Annotated in this window: 14 protein-coding genes; 8 read left to right on the forward strand and 6 right to left on the reverse strand. The window is 71.1% G+C overall.

Translation table 11 applies throughout. From position 1 onward, the window contains the following. Positions 1–173 precede the first annotated feature (173 nt). The 3 genes from LZ495_RS25875 to LZ495_RS25885 form a co-directional block, all read right to left on the reverse strand. Positions 174–998, reverse strand: coding sequence for a hypothetical protein (locus LZ495_RS25875; RefSeq protein ID WP_235055287.1), 825 nt, complete (start codon positions 996–998; stop codon positions 174–176). Positions 999–1118: 120 nt separating this feature from the next. Next, positions 1119–1898 (reverse strand): hypothetical protein, encoded by a 780-nt coding sequence (locus LZ495_RS25880; protein ID WP_235055288.1) that lies wholly within the window; start codon positions 1896–1898, stop codon positions 1119–1121. A 70-nt stretch (positions 1899–1968) separates the two neighbouring features. Continuing rightward, the gene (locus tag LZ495_RS25885; RefSeq protein WP_235055289.1) at positions 1969–2751 is read right to left on the reverse strand and encodes a hypothetical protein; all 783 of its coding nucleotides are present in this window, start codon (positions 2749–2751) and stop codon (positions 1969–1971) included. A gap of 217 nt (positions 2752–2968) precedes the next feature. Between LZ495_RS25885 and LZ495_RS25890 the strand changes: the two genes are divergently transcribed. The 5 genes from LZ495_RS25890 (at position 2969) to LZ495_RS25910 (ending at position 12591) form a co-directional block, all read left to right on the forward strand. Next, positions 2969–5146: a dynamin family protein gene (locus LZ495_RS25890; RefSeq protein ID WP_235055290.1), complete on the forward strand. Its 2178-nt coding sequence runs from the start codon at positions 2969–2971 to the stop codon at positions 5144–5146. Continuing rightward, complete coding sequence (locus LZ495_RS25895; RefSeq protein ID WP_235055291.1) at positions 5143–6789, forward strand: hypothetical protein; 1647 nt, start codon at positions 5143–5145, stop codon at positions 6787–6789. The genes LZ495_RS25890 and LZ495_RS25895 overlap by 4 nt, the downstream gene beginning before the upstream one ends. 120 nt (positions 6790–6909) lie before the next feature. Next, a complete protein-coding gene (locus LZ495_RS44995) occupies positions 6910–9510 on the forward strand; it encodes a dynamin family protein (protein WP_235055292.1) in 2601 nt (866 codons plus the stop codon). Positions 9511–9587: 77 nt separating this feature from the next. Further along, complete coding sequence (locus tag LZ495_RS25905) at positions 9588–11582, forward strand: dynamin family protein (RefSeq protein ID WP_235055293.1); 1995 nt, start codon at positions 9588–9590, stop codon at positions 11580–11582. 127 nt (positions 11583–11709) lie between these two features. Then, positions 11710–12591 (forward strand): hypothetical protein, encoded by an 882-nt coding sequence (locus tag LZ495_RS25910; protein ID WP_235055294.1) that lies wholly within the window; start codon positions 11710–11712, stop codon positions 12589–12591. Between the two features lie 17 nt (positions 12592–12608). Here the strand turns inward: LZ495_RS25910 and hemW are convergent, their stop codons facing one another. After that, a complete protein-coding gene (gene hemW, locus LZ495_RS25915; RefSeq protein WP_235055295.1) occupies positions 12609–13835 on the reverse strand; it encodes a radical SAM family heme chaperone HemW in 1227 nt (408 codons plus the stop codon). Positions 13836–13937: 102 nt separating this feature from the next. Then, positions 13938–15818, reverse strand: coding sequence for an AMP-dependent synthetase/ligase (locus LZ495_RS25920; protein ID WP_235055296.1), 1881 nt, complete (start codon positions 15816–15818; stop codon positions 13938–13940). A gap of 680 nt (positions 15819–16498) precedes the next feature. Here LZ495_RS25920 and LZ495_RS25925 point away from each other — a divergent pair. Further along, positions 16499–16984: a C40 family peptidase gene (locus LZ495_RS25925; RefSeq protein ID WP_235055297.1), complete on the forward strand. Its 486-nt coding sequence runs from the start codon at positions 16499–16501 to the stop codon at positions 16982–16984. A 119-nt stretch (positions 16985–17103) separates the two neighbouring features. On the opposite strand, the gene lepA is transcribed toward LZ495_RS25925, so the two are convergent. Next, entirely contained in the window at positions 17104–18963 is a 1860-nt protein-coding gene (gene lepA / locus LZ495_RS25930) for a translation elongation factor 4 (RefSeq protein ID WP_235055298.1), read from the reverse strand. A 185-nt stretch (positions 18964–19148) separates the two neighbouring features. Between lepA and LZ495_RS25935 the strand changes: the two genes are divergently transcribed. Both LZ495_RS25935 and LZ495_RS25940 read left to right on the forward strand, forming a co-directional pair. Beyond that, entirely contained in the window at positions 19149–20108 is a 960-nt protein-coding gene (locus tag LZ495_RS25935) for a phosphotransferase (protein WP_235055299.1), read from the forward strand. Continuing rightward, complete coding sequence (locus LZ495_RS25940; RefSeq protein ID WP_235055300.1) at positions 20105–20395, forward strand: antibiotic biosynthesis monooxygenase family protein; 291 nt, start codon at positions 20105–20107, stop codon at positions 20393–20395. The genes LZ495_RS25935 and LZ495_RS25940 overlap by 4 nt, the downstream gene beginning before the upstream one ends. Positions 20396–20546 lie beyond the last annotated feature (151 nt).

A 20546-nucleotide genomic window follows, 5' to 3' on the forward strand; every position in this document is an offset into this window, starting at 1 on the left:
GACGCGGAAGGAGACGTGCGGGCGGGAATCATCGCGCATCGTTTGGTTGGCGCTGACGTCGGGTCAGGTCCGCATGCCGCCGGACAGGGCTGCGGCGGTGCGCGGCGCATCGCTGCGGCCGCGCACCGCCTGCCCGGAGGGTGGGTTTTCCGGGGACCCCCGCGGGCCCCGGATCAGCCCTTCAGCGCCGCGACGACCTTGTCGACCTGCGTCTTGACCTGCGCGTCCGGCACGAACTCGGCGTTGTACGCGGTGCTTTCGGAGCGGCCGACCATCTTCACGAGCACGGCGCCGGAGCGGACGAGCTGGACGCTGGCCGAAATCGCCGGTTCCGAGGGGTCCTTCATCGTCTTCGGGTCGCCCCAGGTCACGCTGATCCACAGCGAGGCATCGCCCATCTTGGGCTGGTGGTCGCCGAAGCTGAACTGGTAGGCGGTCTTCTCGTCCTTGGTGTTGAGCGCCTCGAACTCCAGGCACTCGTGCTCACCGGCGATCTTGAGCGCGGCGTCCAACTGCTTCGAGACCGCCTCGGCGCTCTCGAAGCGGGCGATCGACAGGTCGACCCAACTGCCCTTGTCCGCCGCGGACTCCAGGACCTCGCCGACGTGCACCGCGGGCTTCGGGGTGGACCCGGTCAGCAGGTCGAGCAGCGGCTGGCACTTCGCGGCGGCGGGCACGGCCTTCATCCCAATGCTGCCGTAGACCGTGCTCTTGGCCTGCTTGACGGTCCAGCCGGGGCCCAGGTCCTTCTGCGTGACGAGCAGGGCCTGGAGTTCGGAGATGTTGAGCGCCTTGCCGGGCGCCTGCGGGGCGCCGGTGGACGGTGCTCCGGTCGGCGCGGCGGATCCGGTCGCGGCGGGCGGCGACGCGGGCGCGGAGGACTGCGCGGCGTTGTCGGCCTTCGCGTCCTTGTCCTTGTCGTCGCCGAGGCAGGCGGTGGTGAGGAGAAGCAGCGGTACGAGAGCCGCACCGGCTATGCGTGCGCGGGCAGAGCGCATGGGGAGAACCTCGTCGTTTCCGTGGGGGGACGGCAGAACGGGACGGCCTGTGCGTGGCCGTCCCGTTCCCATGATCACGTACTGATGATCACGTAGTGCTGGGACGCCGCCCGCCCCACGTCAGTTCTGCTGCGCCTTGACGAGCTTGTCGTATTGAGCACGGACCATCGCCTCGGGAGCCGTGGCGGCTGCAGCCGTGGACTCCGACGGCTTGTCCCCCACGGCCGAGCCGTACACCTGCACGAGCGCGGATCCGCTGCGCACCAGGCAGACGATCGCCGAACCGGAAAGGTCCGCGACGAACTCGACGACCAGCGAATCGTCGCCGAAGCCGTACCCCTTGCCGTCCTTCGCGCCCGGCTGCGCCGGGCCGGGCCGCACTGCGAAGGCGATCGTGTCGCCCTCGTCGTCGGTCATCGCGAACGACGTGCACTTCGCCAACGCCGCCCGCGCCTCGGCGACCAGCTTTTCCGCTGTCCCGGCAGCGTAGGTCGCGGTGCTCACCATGGCCGTGTGGCCCAGCGGTGCGCCTTCCTTGGTGACGGCGACCTGTGCCGCAGCGAGCGGCCGGTATCCCCGGGCCGGCGAGAGCAGTTGGGCCAACGGCAGGCACTCGGCCTTGTCGACCGTCTTGTCCGAGTAAATGTCCTCGTCGACGACGGAATCGGACAAGGCGCGGTAGCCGGGCAGGTCGTCGCCGGTCAGCAGCGCGTCCTGAAGTTGCCGGGCGGTCAGGGCCTTGCCGCCCGGCGTGCCCGCGCCCGGGGTCTGCGAGTTGCCCGGCCTCGTGGCCACCGTGTCGGACGTGTCGTCCTTCTTGCCACCGGACTCGCATGCCGACACGAGCAGGAACATCGGGATTGCTGCGGCGATGGCGAGACGCTTGCCGATGAATCGCATGCAGAAAGGTCCTTCGCACATCGAATAGGGCGGCCGACCGGTCCGCGGGGATCGGTCGGCCGACGGCGGCTCAGCTCTTCTGGGCCTTGACGAGCTTGTCGTACTGGGCGCGGAGCAGGGACGCGTCGATGGTGTTCTCCGACGGGGCGTCTTTGGTGATGTCCATGTCGAGGACCATGCCCTGCAGGACGACGGGGCCGCTGCGGACGAAGACGACCTGGAGGAGGGTCGGGTCGGTTTCGCCGTCCTCGAGCATCGAGAAGTCGAGGGCCAGCGAGTCGTCGCCGAAGCCGGGCTTCTTGGCTTCCTTGGTCGTGTACGCCGTCTTGGTGTTCTCGGGGTCGACGGCGGAGAACGACGCGCACTTGGAGAGCGCGGCGCGGGCGTCCTTGAGGGCCTTTTCGGCCTTGTCGCCGTCGAACTGGCCGAGCGCCATCATGTGCACGGTCTTGGGGGCCGTCTCCTTGTTCACGGCCACGGTGGCGGTGAGCGACGGCATGTGGTCCTTGTCGGCCGCCACGAGGTTCATGAGCGGCTGGCATTCGGGCTTGTCGGTCTTCTCCGGGGACGCCGAGTCGTCCTCGGGGTCGCCGGTCGTGGCGGTCCAGCCGGGGACGTCGGCGCTGACCAGCAGGGCCGCCTTGAGCTTGTCCTCGGTGAGCGCCTTGCCGCCGGGCTTGCCGGCCGGGGAGTCTGCCGCGCCGGGCGTGCTGCCCGGCGTGGCGCCCGCGTTGCCGGCGTTGCCGGCCGTGGCTGATTTGTCGTCCTTCTTGTCGTCCGAGCTGCAGGCGGTGGCCAGGGCGAGCAGCGGGACGATTGCGGCGACGGCGATCCGCTTACCGGCAAAACGCATGAAGTGGGCTTCCTTTGTGACAGGTTCGACCGGCCGCCGGAGGGGATCCGGGCCGGCCTGACTGGGCGTCAGAGTGGCGCATCGACAGGTTGCTTGTCCATGGGATTCCGGCTGCTCGGAGCGGCATTGCCAAGCCTTGCTTTTGTCTCCGGACCCCACGTTGACGCGGGTATACAGGCCCCGTCAGACTGGCCCCACTCTGGGGGGAGCCATGCACGTGGGGAACACTCATGGGCCGGGCGATCACCGGTCCCAAGTCGCGCGCGACGAACGCCGCGACACGATCGAGGCACTGACCGAGGTGTCCGACCACCTCGATTTCGCGCTGCGCCTGGTGCGCAGCACGGTCGCCGACCGCGACCGCCTCGCGGACCTGACCGCGCGCATCCGCAGCGTCGAGGAGCGCCTGAAGGACGACCGGTACTACCTGGCCGTCATCGGCGAGTTCTCGGCCGGCAAGAGCACCTTCATCAACGCCCTGCTGGGCCTGGACCTGCTGCCCACATCCGCGCTGCGCACCACCGCGGCGGCGACCCGGATCACGCACGGTCCGGAGTTCTCCCTGCTGGTGCGCTTCCGCAACGACGGCATCCGGTACGTGTACCCGGCGGGCCGCACCGAAGGGGCGGCGAGCCCGCTGGGCCGCATGCTGCTGCACCTCGCGCCTTACCTGCGCGTGCCGTCCGACACCGCGGGCATCCTGTCGCTGCTCACCGCGGACGAGCGCATCGCCCCGCACCTGGAGTACCTGGAGGTGCGGCACCCCGCGACGCCGCTGCGCGACGGCCTGGTGATCATCGACACGCCGGGCACCAACGCGGAGGTCGGGCACACCGAGATCACCGCCGAGGTGATGCGCGGCGAGGCGGACCTGGCTGCGGTGCTGAGCCCGTCCGCGTCGCCTGCGTCGTCCTCGCTGACCGGTTTCCTCACCGAGGCGCTGGATCCCGCGCTGCTGCGCCGCTGCATCTTCCTCGTGACGAAGATGGACCACGTCGAGGAGGACGAGCACGACGACCTGCTCAACCATGTACGGCGCCGGTTCGCGCGGCTGCTCGACCTGGACGACGTGGTGGTGCAGGGCGTCGCGGCCGATGCGGTGCTGCGCCGGGCGACCGGGCGGCCGCTGCTCGGCCCGGAACAGGAGTACTGGGCCGACATCTTCCCCACCACGCTGGCCGCGCTGCGCGATCTGATGCAGCGCCAGCGCATCATCGCGGTCTCCGACCATCTGCTGCGCCTCCTGGAGGACGTGCTCGGCGAGATGGGCAGCGAACTGGAGGACGCGCAGCGCCGGCTGGCCGAGGAGGAGGCCGAACTCGGCGCGGTGCGGGTGCCGGACCTGGCCGCGTTCGCGCAGCGGCACGCGGTGCGCGGCGGCCTGCTGGTCGACGCGGGGGCGGAGAACGCCCGGCGCGCGGTGAGCGCGATGGCCGCGCAATGGCAGCAGTACACGCGGCGTTCGATCGATGCGGCGATAGATGCGGCGGTCACGCCGGACGACATGCGCCGGGTGATCCGCACCGATGTGCCCGACCTGATCCGGCGCGACCTGCCGCGTATCGGCGACGTCGTGCAGACCGCGGTCACCGCCGCCTTGGCGGACGGCGCGAAGCAGGCCGAGGCGGCGGTGGAGGGCGCGTTCGAGGCCGAGTACGCCAAGCTCGACCAGACCACCGCGCGCGTCCTGCGGCCCAACTTCACCGTGGTGAACGGGCATGCGCTGGCGGACAGCATGCTGCAGGCGTACGAGTCCAACGTCGCGGGTGTCACACAACAGCTACGGGCGGTTCGCCAACAGGCAACAAGATCAGGACCGATCGGCTCCGGAGTGGACCAGTGGTTCACCTCGATGCCCCCGCCGACGGGTCCGCGCAAGGGCACCGTGCCGCCCAACATGCCGCCCCCGGTGCCGCGGCATTCCGGACAGTTCGCCCCGCCGAATCAGGACAGACCCGTCCCATATCCGGTGCAATCGCCCCCGCCGATCCCGCCTCCGCCGGGCGCCCAACTGCGCGGTGGGCTGGGCGGTTTCGCGGCGCGCGTGGCCGACTCGCTTTCCTCGACGGACATGAATCTGCTGCGGAACCACGCACGGGCCGAAATGCATCAGACACTCCAGACGGTCGCGACCGGCCTCGCCGTCCAGATCGACGAGGCGATCGAGTCCGCCACCGGGCACTACGCGGGAACCGTCCGCGAGCACGTGGAGCAGTACCGGGCCGCGTACGAGCAGACGGTCGCCGACATGGTCACCGAGCACCACCGGCGCGAGGCCATCCTCGCGGCGCGCAGGACCCTGCTGCAGGACGCAAGCAGGCAGACGGAACGGCGACGCGCGACGGTCAACTCCCAACGCGAGCGCCTCTCTACTCGGGGGGGAACCCGAATATGACCGAGCCCTACGGCGACGACCTGTACACGGAGCTCCCGGCCGACGGCCTGGACGACATGTCGCTGGACACCACGCTCGCGGACGACGCGGGCAGCACCGACCTGCTGTGGGAGACCGCGCCGGACGGCATCGAGACGCTGGACGCGGTCGCCGACCCGGCGCTCGACGCGCCGGCCCCCGATCTGCCCGACTACACCGACCCGCTGGACGTGCCGCAGGGCGGCGACATCCCCACCGAGGAGCCCCCCTACACCGGGACCGGCACCGGCGACCCGATCGAGCCCGGCGCGCAGCAGGAGCTCGACCCGTACATGCCGGGCGCCGAGGACCCGTACGCGGAGGGCACCGGCGAGGACCCGTACGGCGAGACCGGCACCGACCCGTACGCGGACGCCGGTTCCGAGGACCCGTACGCGGTCGACCCGAACGACCCGAACGTCGGCCTGGACCCGTCCGACCCGAACTACGACCACTACTACGCCGAGCACGGCTACCCGTACGACGGCCCGAGCGACGTCTCGGACGCCGCGGTCGAGGACGACAACAGCGAGGCGCCGAGCGACCCGCTGCCGGTCGACGACTACACGGGCTACGACCCCGACGCGTACACGCCGACCGACTACTCGTACGACGACCCGTTCGCCTACCCGGGCTACGACGAGGGCTACGACCCGTACGGCGAGGCGGGCTACGACCCGTACGCGGACGGCCCGTACGGCGGCGGCTACGACGTGGTGTACGACCCGTGCTGGGGCGACTTCGGCTACGACCCGTACCAGCAGATCTTCGTCGAGGTCAACGTCACGGTCGAGGGCGACGTGTACGTCGTCGGCGACCAGACCGCGGACGTGTACGTGGTCGACGACTCGGACACCTACATCGACAACTCCGACAACTCCACGACGTACGTCGACAACTCGACGACCTACGTGGACAACTCCTCCGACACCCACGTGGACGTCGACTACACCGAGACCACCGTGGTCCAGGAAGAGGTCGTGTACTACGAGGGCTGGGACGGCGACTCGGCCCCGCCGTACGAGTCCTACGGCCCGATGGAGATCGCGCACTACACGCCGGACTGGAACGTCACGGACTTCGACGGCGTGGGCGACCCGCTGGCCGACGCCGCGTACTTCCACGAGGCGGAGAACCCGGTCAACACCCCGCTGGTGACCGAGGGCCAGATCATCGAGAAGCTGACCGGCACCCCGTTCAACGAGGAGGCGCTGGCCGCGCAGGCCGAGAACGCCGGCTTCTTCGACCCCGAGCTGGGCATGACGAACACCGACGTCGGCAGCCTGCTGGAGCTGCACGGCATCGAGACCGAGACGGTCTACGACGCCGACATGGACACCATCATGAACGCGCTGGAGAGCGGCGACCCGGTCATGGCGGTGGTCGACGTCAACGAGACCGGCATCCCGATGCGCGACGTGGTGACCGGCGAGCCCATCGAGCAGAACCCGTCCGTCATGGGCTCGGTGTGGGTCACCGGCGTCGACGTGCAGCCCGACGGCTCGGTCTACGTCCTCGTGAACGACCCGGGCTGGCCCGAGGGCCAGACCCAGGCGATCGCGATCGAGGACTTCGCGAACGCGTGGGAAGAGAGCGGCAACCAGGCGGTCATCGCACACGCCTGATCCGGATAGCCGTCCGGCGGGCCGGGCGTCCTGGTGACGTCCCGGGCCCGGCCCGCCGTTTGCGGCATCCCGTCCGATCCGCTTGCCCACAACCTGACTTCCCTCGAGAGGACTACCTCCGTGACCATCGACCGTGAGGCCGTCAACGCCCGCGTCGCGCAGACCCAGCCCCGCCGCCAGAGCGGCGTCGCCGCGCTGCTCGGCGGCATCCACCGCAGCGCCGAACTGAAGGGCTGGCTCAAGTCCGGCTCGATCGCGCTGCCGCCCGTCGCCGAGCGCGTGGACGGCACCTGGACGCTGACCGCGCTCGTCGCGGTCGGCCGCCGCGAGCCGCAGGCGCCGGTCATCACCGTGTCCCCCGCGTGGGGCGCGGTGCAGTGGGAGTGGCCTTCGCAGAAGGTGCTCCAGCACACCACGCTCGCCGAGCACGCCGCGGCCGCCGACATGCTCGCCAAGGCGGCCGGCGCCGAGACGAACTGGAACCTGTCGATGCAGGCCGAGGCGCTGGCCGCGCGGGCCCGCTTCTTCCAGACGCTGACCCGCTTCGTCTCCGAGCCGGGCGAGCGCGACCTCAAGCTGCTCACCCGCGCCTACGCGCAGGTGCTCCCGCGGGCCGCGTACCCGATCTACCACATGCTGGTGCCCAGCACCCGCAGCTGGCTGCAGGTCTCGCCGGCCGCCCCCGCGAAGGCGGCGGCGGGCCGTGAGCAGCGCTCGCGTTCGGCGGGCGCCTCGGCCGAGGCCGGCGTCGCCGGTCTACCCGGCCCGTCGAGGACCGCGGCGCAGCAGCAGCCTGCTGCGCCGAAGGCGGCCCCGGCCGGCGCCGCGGCACGGGGCGCGGGGGCCCCGGCGCGCGGCACCGGTCCGTCCTCGGCGGGCGCTCCTCCCCGGCGGGCCGCCACCGCGGCTCCCGCGGCGACGCCCAGGCGCGATGCGGGCTCCGGCCCCAGCCTGGTCAAGTCCGCGGGCGCCGCACTCAGCACGCCCATCACCGAGGCGCGCGAACTGGCCGAGCAGTACGGCCTGGAGCAGATCTGCACCGAGGTCGACCGGCTGCGCGCCCGGATGCGCCGGCCCGGCTTCCGCATCGCGGTGGTCGGCGAGTTCGGCCGCGGCAAGTCGACGCTGGTGAACCGCCTCCTCGGGGCCAAGGTCGTCCCCGAGGGACGGCACACCCGCGTCCCGGTCGTGGTGGCGCCCGGGCCCGAGGCCCGGCTCGAACTGCAGTACGCGGACGGCCGGGCCGAGGTCCGGCCGTCCGTCCCGGAGTCGTGGGCGGACCTGGACGAGGCCGCGGCGCGCGAGGGCGGCGCCGCGCTGGTCGGCATCCGCGTGCTGGTCGCCGACCCGGAACTGGCCCGGCTCGACGTGGAGATCGTGGACACTCCCGGGGTGAACGCGGGACTCGGCGAGGGCGTGGACGACGACCAGGCCCAAGACCTGGTGCGGCGTACCGTGGCGGCCAGCGACGCGGCGTTCATGGTGGTGTCCGCGAGTGCGCCGCTCGGGCTGTCGGAGACCTCGTTCCTCGAGGAAGAGGTCATCTCCAAGCACGTGCCGCGGATCACCGTGGTGGTGTCGAAGCTGGACTCGGTCGACGAGGACGAGCGCGAGGACATCGTCGACTACCTGGGCGGCCGCGTGCGGCGCATCGCCCCGGTGCTCGAAGTGCTGCCCGGTCCGCACCGCGAGGACAGCGCGCCGATCGCCGGGGTGCGGGCCCGCCTGGAGGAGTACGCCGGTTCCGGCGGGCGGCGGGCCATGCGGGCCCGCCAGACCGCGGGCCAACTCCTGGGCCTCCTCGAGGAGATGACCGAACTGGCCCGGCAGGGCGTGGCGGACTCGGCGCTCAGCGTCGAGGACAAGCGGCGCGCGGCCGAGGCCGCCGAGGTCGAGATCGACAACATGACCGCGGAATGGGGCAAGGTCCGCGTGGAGCTGCAGAAGCGGCGCAGCACCACCGCGGAGAAGTTCCGCGAGCACCTGGCGCAGTCCCAGGAGGACCTGCTCGGGGTGCTGAAGTACGAGATGGACCGCACCCCGGACCCCAAGACGTGGTGGGAGCGCGACCTGCCGTTCCGGCTGCGCCGTGAGCTGACCGCGATGGCCAAGAAGTACGAGGGCCAGCTGCACTCCAGCGTCAGCGCCGACCTGCAGTGGCTCGACGCGCAGATGAAGCGGCACTTCGGCAAGGGCAGCACGCACAAGGTCGACAAGGCCGAGCAGCTGTCCACCGAGTTCGAGCTGAACGAGGCCGAGGAACTGGGCCTCAAGGACCTCAAGAGCCGCAAGCTGGCCTGGCGCATCGGACCCAGCGGCGTGGCCGTGCTGGGCATGCTGATCATCCCGCTGACCGGCGGCCTCGCGGCCATCCCGATGGGTGCGGGCATGGCGGCCTCGGTGGGCGGCATGGTGCTCGGCGAGGTCAAGTCCGGCTCGCTCACCGAACAGCAGCGCGGGCAGGCCGCGAAGGCCCTGGAACCGGCCATCGAGGAGATGCTGTCCGGCTTCTCGCAGCAGGTCTCGGACCGGCTGTACGAGCTGTACGCGGGCGTCATGGACGAGGCCGTACGCGGCCAGAAGGCCTGGCGTGCGGACCGGCTGCAGGCGCTCACCGCGCAGGGCTCGGACGGGCCGGACTGGCAGGAACTGTTCACCCGAACCCAGGAATTGATCACCGGCGTCAGCGCATTGATCGACGGTGACGGCACGGACGCGTGACACCGGTCCGTTGACCGTATGATCCGCAGGGATCGTCGCACGGGGGACGGACCGGCGCGGCGGAGGGAGGGAGAGCAGTGGACCAGCACCGGGACCGGGGACTCGCGGGGGCACGCGGCGGCGCAGGCGGCTACAGCGCTTGGCGGGCCCGCCAGGAGACCCTGGTGGAGCTCATCGACCGGCTGACGCCGATCATCTCGGGCCTGTCCATCGGCAGCGGCGTGAAGAAGCTGGCGTCGGTGCGCACCCGGGCCGCCTCCGAGGCGTTCAAGGTGATGATCGTCGGGGAGTTCAAGCGCGGCAAGAGCACCGTGATCAACGCGATGCTCGGCGACAAGGTGCTGCCCTCCTTCGCCCGGCCGTGCACCGCGATCATCAACGAGGTGATGTGGGCGGACCAGCGCTCGGCGCTGATCTATCCGCTGGAGCCGGACGGCACCGCGGGCGAGCCGATCCCGATCTCGGTCGAGGAGATCGTCGACTACGTCACCATCGGCGCGGACGACGACAACACGCCCAACCCGTACCAGCGCGCGGTGGTCCGCTGGCCGCTGGAGCTGTGCCGCAACGGCGTCGTGGTGGTCGACTCGCCGGGCCTGAACGAGGCGCCCGAGCGCGAGCGCGTCACGCTGGCGTACCTGGAGCAGGCCGACGTGCTGGTCTTCGTGGTCGACTGCCAGGCGGCGATGTCGCGCAGCGAGCAGCTGTTCCTCGACGTGCACGTCAAGGCCCGCGGGCACGAGGACGTCTTCTACGTCGGCAACAAGATCAACCTGGTGGAGGACGAGGAGCGCGAGGACGTCAAGCGCGAGATCCGCAAGCGCCTGGGCCCCTATGTCTCCCGTCCCGACCGGGTCTTCTTCGTGAACGCGCGCGCCGCGCTCAACGGGCGCCGCAAGGGCGACCCGGAGCTGGTCGGCGAGTCCGGCATGGTGGAACTGGAGCGCGCGCTCGAGGAGTTCCTCACCCGCGAGCGCGGCCGCGCGAAGATCCTGTCGCCGGCCCGCGAGCTGAAGTACCTGCTCATCGAGGCGCGCGAGCAGATCGACCGCAAGGAGGCGATGCTCACCCAGAGCGTCGACGACCTGCGGGCCACGTACGAGCGCGTGCAGGTGCCGCTGACCCGGCTCGAGCAGAACCGCCGCGTCATCGTCGCGCAGATGGAAGGGCACCTGCGCGAGACGCGCGGCGAAGTCGAGGACGCCGGCCGCCGGTTCATGAACCGGGTGATCGGCCAGGTGCCGGGCTGGGCGCGGGACTACGACCCGACCAACTCGCTCGGCGCCAACCCGTTCAAGGCGCGCGAGAAGATGGAGGCGGCGGTCCGGGAGATCTCCGACCACCTCTCCGGGCGCATCCAGGTGGCGTTCGCGGAGTGGCAGGAGAAGGAGCTCAAGCCGCTGCTGACCCGGCGCGTCGAGGACCTGGAGCGGTCCATCGACGACGACGTGAAGCAGTTCGTGACGCGCATCGACGAGATCCGCGCGTCGCTCACCCCGGCCGAGGCCGAGACGCAGATCCTCAAGGTCCCGGACAAGACGCAGGCCCCGCTGGAGCGCCTGCTGGCCGACGCGGTCTCCTTCGTGCTGGACCCCGGGACCGCGCTGAGCGGCGGGAAGTTCAGCCTGCGCACGATGCTCACCACGCTGCTGCCGCAGATCGCGGTGGGCGCCATCGCGATCTTCGTGGGCCTGGGCCCGGTGGCGATCTTCGCGATGCTGCTGGGCGGCAACCTGTTCCGCGGCGCACTGCAGCTGAACAAGGCGAACCAGCGGATGAAGGAGCAGGTCGCCGAGCAGTTGGTCGAGGAGCTGCGGGGCCGGTCCGATGCGGACGTGCAGGCGCTGGGCGACGAGATCACCAAGCAACTGCGGACCATGCGCGACGCGATCGCGCAGGGCCTCGACGCGGAGATCAAGAGCATCCGGGACGAGGTCGGCGAGGCGCTCCGGACCAAGGAGCAGGGCGAGTCGGACGCCAAGAAGACGGGGGCGGACCTGCGGCGCTACGCGGGCGAGCTGAACCGGATCGACGAGCAGCTCGCGGACTTGATCATGGACGTGGCGCTGTAGGCCCTGCGGGCCGCAGCGGTCGGAGGCCGCGACTCCGGCAGGGAAGACTGTCACCGCGCCCCGCTACCGTCGGGCCCGTCCTGACGGCGGGTTGCGGGTGCGCGGCCGATGCGGAGCGGAGAAGCGAGTGCCGACGGTCATGACGGCCGGATCCTGGGCTGCGCTGGATGCGGACGGGGCCGCGGCTGCCGCACGGGCAATTGCCGCAGGATTGCCCGGTGTCGGGTTCGCGGGGGTCGAGGACGGGCCGGTCGTCGACGGACGGGTGTGGCAGCGGGCGTACTTCGCGTGCGCCGGGCGGCGTTACGCGCTGGTGCCGGGCGGGCGGGTGCGGTTGGGGTTCGACGTGGACAGGTTCGTGCCGACGGCCGGACAGGCTGCGTCGTATGCGCAGAGTGCGGCGGAGTACGGGATGCGTGGTGACCTGCACGAATACCTGCGCGGCATGGGCGGGTCCGCCGGGGCCGTGCTGAGTCCGCCGCGTGCCGCCGTGCTGCCGACGCTGCTGGTGGCCGTCGACCCGGTCGAACTCGGCGAGTTGGTCGACTGGGACGACGAGGACGAAGACGCAGGTGACGACGACGGGGACGTCGGCGCCGCGGAAGTGCGCGCGGCGGAAGCGGCGTTGGCCGAAGTCGGGGCGCGGCTCGCGACGCCGGACGAGTGGGAGTACGCCTGCGGAGCGGGCGTGGGCACGCTGTTCCGCTGGGGCGGCGAGTACCCGGGCGAGACCGACCCGTACACCACAGCCGACGGGCCGCAGCAGGCGCCGAACCGGTTCGGGCTGCGCATCGCGTACGACCCGTACGTCTCGGAACTGACCTCGGAGCCCGGCACGATGACGGGCGGCGACGGCGGCGAGGCGACCTGCGGCGGGTACGGCGCCTTCCTGGCGTGGCTGCCGCTGGCATCCGCATACCGCTCGACGCCGGCCGAGGACGTCCTCGCCGACTACCTCGGCGAGGCCTGGGTGCGGCCCGTCATCGACGTGGCGCCCGCTCCTGCGTAGCGGCCTGGCCTACCCGCTCAGTCCACGAGGTCGCGGACCACGGCGTCGGCCAGGAGCCTGCCCTTCAGCGTCAGCACCGCTTTGCGGTCCGCGAACTTGTCCGGTTCCAGGAGGCCTTCCTCGACCGCCGCCTCGGCGGCCGCGAAGCCCCGGTCCTTGAGCAGGGACAGCGGCATGCCGTCCTTCAAGCGCAGTTCGAGCAGGATGCGCTCGACGCGGCGGTCCTCCTCGGTCAGCAGTTCGCGGCCCTGGGCCGGGGACTCCCCTGCCGCGACGCGCTCCGCGTACGGCTTGGGGTGCTTCACGTTCCACCACCGCACGCCGCCGATGTGGCTGTGCGCGCCGGGCCCCGCGCCCCACCAGTCGGCGCCGGTCCAGTACAGCTCGTTGTGCCGGCAGCGGGCGGCGCCGTCGGCGGCCCAGTTGCTGACCTCGTACCAGCCCAGCCCGCCCGCGGTGAGGGCCTCGTCGGCCATCAGGTAGCGGTCGGCGAGGACATCGTCGTCGGGCAGCGGGATCTCGCCGCGCCGGATCCGGGTCGCGATGCGGGTGCCGTCCTCGATGATCAGCGCGTACGCCGAGACGTGGTCGGGCTCCGCGGCCAAGACCGCGTCGAGGGAGGCCTGCCAGTCCTCGTCGGTCTCCCCCGGGGTCCCGTAGATCAGGTCGAGGTTGATGTGCGCGAAGCCGGCCGCACGGGCCTCGGCGACGCATTCCTGCGCGCGGCCCGGGGTGTGGTGCCGGTCCAGGACCTGCAGGACGTGCGCGCGGGCGCTCTGCATGCCGAAGGACAGCCGGGTGAAGCCCGCTTCGCGCAGGTGGGCGAGGTAGCCGGGGTCGACGGACTCGGGGTTGGCCTCGGTCGTCACCTCGGCGTCCGGCAGCAGGCCGAACTCGTCGCGGATGGCCGCCAGGATGCGGCCCAGGTCGGCGGCGGGCAGCAGGGTCGGGGTGCCGCCGCCGAAGAAGACGGTCTCGACCGGGCGGTCCGCATCGCCCAGGACGCGGCGGGCCAGCCGGATCTCGGCGATCGCGTCGTCGGCGTAGGAGGCCTGCGAGGCACCGCCGCCCAGTTCGGCGGCGGTGTAGGTGTTGAAGTCGCAGTAGCCGCAGCGCGACGCGCAGTAGGGCACGTGCACGTAGAACCCGAACGGCGGCTGCGGGTCCTCGGGGCCGCCGAAGGCGGAGGCGGGGAGCGACCCGTCGATGGGGGCGGGCAGGCCGTCGGGGAGTGCGGAAGGCATCTGGCCAGTCTCCACGACGGGAGCGTCCGGGCCCAAACGACCGGCCCGGACGCTCCTGCGTGTCCCGGTGGGTGCCCGCAGCCGTGCGGGGTGTGACCGGTGCTACTTGACGAGGGTGCCGTCGTACATCTCGTCCAGGAGGGCGGCGTATTCGCGTTCCACGACGATGCGCTTGACCTTGAGGCTGGGGGTCAGTTCGCCGTGCTCGACGGACAGGTCGCGCGGCAGGATCGCGAACTTCTTGACGGTCTGCCAGCGCTGCAGCCCGGCGTTGAGTTCCGCGACGTAGCCCTCGATCAGGGCCCGGACCTGCGGCGTCGCGACGAGGTCGGCGTAGGGCAGGTCCGCGAGCCCGTCGCCCGCGCCGGCCGCCCAGCCGGCGAGGGCGTCCGCGTCGAGGGTGATCAGGGCGCTGCAGAAGTTGCGGTTGTTGCCGTGCACGATGATGTTGCCGACGTAGGGGCACAGGCCCTTGAAGCGGCCCTCGATGTCGGAGGGGGCAACGTACTTGCCGCCGGACGTCTTGATGAGGTCCTTCTTGCGGTCGGTGATGCGCAGCGAGCCGTCCGGGTCGATCTCGCCGATGTCGCCGGTGTGCAGCCAGCCGTCGGGTTCGAGGGCGTCCGCGGTCGCGTCCGGGTTGTTGTGGTAGCCGGTCATGACGGCGGGGCTGCGGAGCAGGATCTCGCCGTCGGCGGCGATCCTGACCTCGGTGCCGGGCAGCGGCAGGCCGACGGTGCCGATGCGGTTGGCGCCGAGGCGGTTGACGCAGCTGCCCGCGCTGGCCTCGGTCAGGCCGTACCCCTGGAGTACGGAGATGCCGATGGCCTCGAAGAACTCGGCGACGTCGTCGGAGAGTGCGGCGCTGCCGGAGATGCAGGCCTTCATGCGGCCGCCGAAGAGGTCGCGGAGCTTGCCGTACACGAGCCGGTCGGCGAGCTTGTACTGCAGGTCGAGCAGCACTCCCGGGGTGCTTCCGGCCTGGCGGGCCCGGACGTGCTTGCGGCCGACGCCGACCGCCCAGGTGAAGATGCGGTACTTGGCGCCGCCTTCGGCCTTCATGCGGGTGTACACCGAATTGTGGACCTTCTCGAACACGCGCGGTGCGGCGGCCATGAAGGTCGGTTTCACGACCGGAAGGTTCTCGACCAGTTTGGGGATGCGGCCGTCCACGGCGGTCGGGTAGCCGATGCGCAGCTGGCCGGAGATCATCACCTTGCCGTAGCAGTGCGCAAGCGGCAGCCACAGGTACTGCAGGTCGCCGCGGTCGGTGATGGCCATCTGCTGCTGGGCGGCGGCCTGGTAGGCCCAGGTGTCGTGGGTGAGGCGGACGCCCTTGGGGCGGCCGGTGGTTCCGGATGTGTAGATCAAGGTGGCGAGCTGGTCGCGCTCGATGGCCGCGACCAGCCGGTCGACGAGTTCCGGATCCTCGGCGAGGATGCCGCGGCCCCGGTCCTCGAGTTCGGCCAGGGACAGGACCCAGTCGCCGTCCGCGCCGGTGTCGGGGGTGCCGTCGGGGGTGCCGTCGAAGGTGACGAGGTGCCGGACGTCGCCGAGGCGGCCGGCCTTGCGTTCGCCGCGGAGCTTGGCCACCTGGGCCTCGTTCTCGGCGAAGACGATCGTGCTGCCGGAGTCTTCGAGGATGAACGCGGCCTCGTCGGCGTTGGTGGACGGGTAGACCGTGGTGGTCGCGGCGCCCGCGCACACGATGCCGAGGTCGGCCAGGATCCACTCGATGCGGGTCTCCGCGACGATGGCCACCCGGTCGGTCGGGGCGACGCCGAGCGCGGTCAGCCCGGCGGCGATCGCTTTGACGCGCGCGGCGGTCTCGGCCCAGGTCAGGGACTTCCAGGCGGTCCCGCCCCCGGGGAGAGACGAGGGGAAACGATACGCCTCGGCATCCGGGATCTCCCGGACCCGGTCCAGGAAGTCGACGGCGACGGATGCGGGGCGGTCGTCGATCGCGGCAGCTGCTTCACTCACGGCGGCCTCCGGGGCCCGGGGATGGTCCGACGCCGCGGCCCCGGTGCCGGGGGCGCGCTGACGCCCGCGCACTTCTCGCTGTGCGCTGCGTCACGCCGGTGATCTTGGGTCAAGGTAGTGCGCCGGGCGGTCCGGCGGTAGGGGGTGATCGCCTCCGGTCCGGGTGCCCGGTCGGACTCCGGGAAAAACCGCCGCTGACGGGTGGCGGAGCCGGCTCGGCGGGACACGGCCGGCGCGCGCGGCGCAACAACGAGCGATCAGCATTCCGCATCCCACATATAAGTAACTTTTTGGACTAATTCGGACTCCATTGGTTAACCTCAACGCCGTCCGGGCGACCCTGCAGAGGGCCACCCGGACCGTGTGTGTCCGGCCCGGTGATCCCGGTCCTCGGACACCGCGGCCCTCGCATCCTGCCGGTCCCGTGCACGTGACCCGGATCCGCGAGGGCGGCCTGACCCTCGCGCCGGAACGCCTTGTCCCGCCCTCCGGTCGCGCGACACCGAACCCCCAGGGCGGGAGCGCGGACCCCACCGGTCCTCGTCGGACCGGGCGCGGCCACTGCGGCGCGTTCGGGGCACAGCGTCCGGGACGTCCCTCCTGACAAGGCCCATGGCCGGTTACGGCAGCCTGTCTCGTCCCCGCGCGCCGCCCACGCAGGCGTACGGGAGAAACCACGCATGTCCAGTCACATATGTACCCCCCGACGCGTCCTGACCCGGGTCGGGGTCACCGCGACCGCCGTCGCCACGCTCACCGTGGCACTGCCGGCCGCGGCCGCCGAAGCGGCGCCGAAGAAGGCGTCGCCGTCGGCCTCGAAGGTCCTGAACATCGCGGCCTCGCTCAAGGGCAAGCCGTACCGCTACGGCGGCAACGGGCCGAACGCCTTCGACTGCTCGGGCTACACGAAGTACGTGTACGGGAAGGCCGGGAAGAGCATCCCGCGCACCACCAGCCAGCAGTACCGGGCGTCCCGCAAGATCCCCCTCAACCAACTGCAGCCCGGTGATCTGGTGTTCACCAGCAAGCGCGGGGCGATCACCCACGTCGGCATCTACGCCGGCAACGGGATGGTCTGGCACGAGCCGCGGCCGGGCAAGTCCGTGCGCCTGGAGCGCATGGACTGGGCGATGGGCAAGAGCCGGGTGGCCGGCCGGGTGCTGTAGGCGCCCCGAGTGGTAAAGCGCGCCGAGGCGGCCTCCCGAACGGGGAGGCCGCCTCCGGCGTTTCGTACCGCTACGTCTTCTTGCCTGCTTCTTGCTGCTTCTTGCCTACTGCTTCTTGCCTACTTCTTCTTGTCGCCGCCGCCGTCCGAGTCGGTGGACAGGGCGGCGATGAACGCCTCCTGCGGCACCTCGACCCGGCCGACCATCTTCATGCGCTTCTTGCCTTCCTTCTGCTTCTCGAGCAGCTTGCGCTTACGGGAGATGTCGCCGCCGTAGCACTTGGCAAGCACGTCCTTGCGGATCGCGCGGATGTTCTCGCGCGCGATGACCCGCGCGCCGATGGCCGCCTGGATCGGCACCTCGAACTGCTGACGCGGGATCAACTCGCGCAGCTTCTTGGTCATTTCGACGCCGTAGTTGTACGCCTTGTCCTTGTGGACGATGGCGCTGAACGCGTCGACGGCCTCGCCCTGCAGCAGGATGTCGACCTTGACCAGCTGCGACATCTGCTCGCCGGTGGGCTCGTAGTCCAGCGACGCGTAGCCGCGCGTCTTGGACTTGAGCTGGTCGAAGAAGTCGAAGACGATCTCGGCGAGCGGCAGCGTGTAGCGCAGCTCGACGCGGTCCTCGGACAGGTACTCCATGCCCAGCAGGTTGCCGCGCCGGGTCTGGCACAGCTCCATGATCGCGCCGACGTACTCGCTGGGGGCCAGGATCGTGGAGCGCACCACCGGCTCGTGCACCTCGGCGATCTTGCCGCCAGGGAACTCGCTCGGGTTGGTGACGGTCACCTCGGTGCCGTCCTCCATGATCACGCGGTACACCACGCTCGGCGCGGTCGAGATCAGCTCGAGCCCGAACTCGCGCTCCAGGCGCTCGCGGATGATCTCCAGGTGCAGCAGGCCCAGGAAGCCGCAGCGGAAGCCGAAGCCCAGCGCCACCGACGTCTCCGGCTCCCACACCAGCGCGGCATCGTTGAGCTGCAGCTTCTCCAGGGCGTCGCGCAGCTCCGGGTAGTCCGAGCCGTCCAGCGGATACAGGCCGGAGAACACCATCGGACGCGGGTCCTTGTAGCCGCCCAGCGGCTCGGTGGCGCCCTTGTGCATCGAGGTGATGGTGTCGCCGACGCGGGACTGCCGGACGTCCTTCACGCCGGTGATGATGTAGCCCACCTCGCCGACGCCCAGGCCGTCGGCCGGCTTCGGCTCGGGCGAGATGACGCCGATCTCCAGCAGTTCGTGGGTCGCGCCGGTGGACATCATCTGGATGCGCTCGCGCTTGGTCAGCTGACCGTCCACGACACGCACGTACGTCACGACACCGCGGTACGCGTCGTACACCGAGTCGAAGATCATCGCGCGGGCCGGGGCGTCCTTGACGCCGATCGGCGCCGGCACCAGGCGCACAGCCTCGTTGAGCAGCTCGGGCACGCCCTCGCCGGTCTTGCCGGACACCCGCAGCACGTCGGACGGCTCGCAGCCGATGATGTGCGCGAGCTCCTCGGCGTACTTCTCGGGCTGCGCGGCGGGCAGGTCGATCTTGTTCAGCACCGGGATGATGGCGAGGTCGTTCTCCAGCGCCAGGTACAGGTTCGCCAGCGTCTGCGCCTCGATGCCCTGCGCGGCGTCCACCAGGAGGATCGCGCCCTCGCACGCGGCGAGCGAGCGCGACACCTCGTACGTGAAGTCGACGTGCCCGGGGGTGTCGATCATGTTGAGGATGTGGACGCGGCCGTCCGGCGCGGTCCACGGCAGCCGCACCGCCTGCGACTTGATGGTGATGCCGCGCTCGCGCTCGATGTCCATCCGGTCGAGGTACTGCGCGCGCATCTGCCGGGGGTCGACTACGCCGGTGATCTGCAGCATGCGGTCGGCGAGCGTCGACTTGCCGTGGTCGATGTGGGCGATGATGCAGAAGTTGCGGATCAGCGCCGGGTCGGTACGGCTGGGCTCCGGCACGTTCACGGGGGTCGCGGGCACGCAGGCTTCCAGGTTCTCGGGCTCGGTGGGCGGGGACGAAGCGTCTTGCTGGGGTACTGCGGGGTGCTTCTCGGGTACTGCTCAGGTGCTGCGGGGGTACTTCGAGGGCGCTGCCAGGGTGTTGCTCGGGCACCGCCGGGACGGGTCGGCACATGGGTGACGACCACGTAGACCATCATCGTCCCATGCGCGCGGACTACTGGTCTCTCCCGGCTGCGCTGCAAGCTGCCCTGACGTCCCGGTTCGGGGTGCGGGTCGCCTCGGCGGCGTCCCAACCGGGCGGGTTCAGCGGCGGCCTCGCAGCCCGTCTCGTCCTCGCCGACGGCCGCACGGCCTTCGTCAAGGGCTGCCACGGCAGCCACCCCATATTGGCGCAGTACGAAGTCGAAGGCTGGTTCGGCCGCCGCCTGCGCGAGGGGCCGGACGTCGGGCCTGCTGCGGGGTCGGCGCTCCTGGTCCCCGCTCCCCTGCTGCTCGACGACTTCTGGGCCGCCGACTGGTACGTCCTCGTTTTCGAGGACATCGACGGGCACGACGCGGACCTCGGCGACCCCGGCGACCTGGCTGCGTGCCTGGAGCTCTTCGACCGCCTGGCGGCGGCCGCGTACCCCTCCTCTTATGCACAGCGCATCCCCCCGGTCGCCGTCTCGCTCGGACATCTGGCGTCCGGCTGGCAGCGGATCGCCGAGGCGCCCCCGCGCGACCTGGACCCGTGGGCGGCGGCCAACCTCGGCCGGCTGTGCGCCCTCGAACGCGCCTGGGCTCCGCACAGCACCGGCTCCAGCCCGGTGCACACCGACCTCCACCCCGGAAACGTGCTGGTCACGGCCGCGCCGGGCGGGCGGCGCCCGGAAGCACTGGCGGTGGACTGGACCCGGCCGTCCGCCGGTGCGGACTGGGTGGACCCCCTGCTCTTCTGCCTGCGCGACCCCGCGGTCCGCGAGCTGCCCGGGTGGTTCCGGGCCCGCTACCCCGCGGCAACCCCCGCGCTGACGGCCTTCCTGGCCGGAGCGGCCGGCCACTGGACCGACGCGGCGCGCCTGGAGCCGCCGGACTACGCCCCCGGGCTGCGCGGCTACGAGGCCGAGCGGGCCCGCAAAGCGCTGGCCTGGCTGCGCACCGGACTGGAAGATGTGGCCCCATGATCCTCGAACACGCGCTCCTCGACGTCCGGCCCGGCCTCGAAGACGACTTCCTCGCCGCTTTCGGCACGGCCCGCCCGCTGATCGAGGCCCAGAAGGGCTTCGTGGACCTGCGCCTCGAACGCTGCATCGAGCACCCGTCGCGCTTCCTGCTGCTGGTGCGCTGGGAGCGCCTGGAGGACCACACCGAGGGCTTCCGCGGCTCGGCGGAGTACCAGCAGTGGCGGGAGCTGCTGCACCACTTCTACGACCCGTTCCCCGAGGTCACGCACTTCGCCGACGCTCTGTGACCGCAGGTCCGCCGGGTGCCGCGCCGACCGCCCGTTTTGGGTCCACCCGATCGGCCCTGGTAGCCTGGGCGACTGCGTGTGCCACTTGTCTCAGCCACGCAAGTCAACGTTCCACGAGGGCCCTCTCCCCTACGGGAACACTTTCGCGTCC

The sequence above is a fragment of the Yinghuangia soli genome (assembly GCF_021502675.1).
GTDB lineage: Bacteria > Actinomycetota > Actinomycetes > Streptomycetales > Streptomycetaceae > Yinghuangia > Yinghuangia soli.

Coding starts and splice junctions, on each gene's coding strand:
- LZ495_RS25875 (WP_235055287.1), bottom strand. CDS start 998: ATGCGCTCTGCCCGCGCACGCATAGCCGGTGCGGCTCTCGTACCGCTG.
- LZ495_RS25880 (WP_235055288.1), bottom strand. CDS start 1,898: ATGCGATTCATCGGCAAGCGTCTCGCCATCGCCGCAGCAATCCCGATG.
- LZ495_RS25885 (WP_235055289.1), bottom strand. CDS start 2,751: ATGCGTTTTGCCGGTAAGCGGATCGCCGTCGCCGCAATCGTCCCGCTG.
- LZ495_RS25895 (WP_235055291.1), top strand. CDS start 5,143: ATGACCGAGCCCTACGGCGACGACCTGTACACGGAGCTCCCGGCCGAC.
- hemW (WP_235055295.1), bottom strand. CDS start 13,835: ATGCCTTCCGCACTCCCCGACGGCCTGCCCGCCCCCATCGACGGGTCG.
- LZ495_RS25925 (WP_235055297.1), top strand. CDS start 16,499: ATGTCCAGTCACATATGTACCCCCCGACGCGTCCTGACCCGGGTCGGG.
- LZ495_RS25935 (WP_235055299.1), top strand. CDS start 19,149: ATGCGCGCGGACTACTGGTCTCTCCCGGCTGCGCTGCAAGCTGCCCTG.
- LZ495_RS25940 (WP_235055300.1), top strand. CDS start 20,105: ATGATCCTCGAACACGCGCTCCTCGACGTCCGGCCCGGCCTCGAAGAC.